1 protein-coding gene is annotated in these 476 nt (G+C 49.4%); it reads right to left on the bottom strand.

Translation table 11 applies throughout. The features are described 5' to 3' along the window. Window positions 1-476, bottom strand: a 476-nt coding sequence (locus AB4623_RS18235) for a transposase (RefSeq protein ID WP_372147108.1), incomplete at both ends; no start/stop codon positions are given.

The raw sequence follows: 476 nt of genomic DNA, 5'->3' as shown, positions 1-476 counted from the left end.
TGTTTGAAGTTCCAAGGCAGGAGTGCGTCGATATCAGGCTCAGCTTTCGCCAGCTCTTTCATGCACTTGACCATGTAGTCGTAGAGGATAAGACCGTTGGCTTTCGCGGTCTCGATGATGCTGTAAAGCATCGCGCTCGCATCAGCACCGTTTGGTGTGTTAGAGAACAGCCAGTTCTTCCTGCCAATGACCAGTGGTTTAATTGCGCGTTCAGCGCGATTATTATCAATAGATAAGTGACCATCGTCGATATAACGAATGAGTTTAGGCCATTGCCCGAGCGTGTACTTTATTGCTTTGCCTAGTGGGCTAGAGCCTATCACCTTCTGGGTTGTCATCCATTGGTAAAGCTCATCCAGTATCGGCTTGGCAAGCGCTTGACGCTCTGCTTTTCGCTCTTCGGCAGGCGCACCTTTTAAGCGTGATTCTATCCCGTAGAGTTTTTGGATTTTAGCCAGCGCCTTATCAGCCTTGCC

It is taken from the genome of Vibrio sp. 10N.222.52.C12, from assembly GCF_041474215.1.
GTDB lineage: Bacteria > Pseudomonadota > Gammaproteobacteria > Enterobacterales > Vibrionaceae > Vibrio > Vibrio crassostreae_C.
Note: the sequence above shows the minus strand (reverse complement) of the source record. Positions and strands in the feature narration are given on the sequence as shown.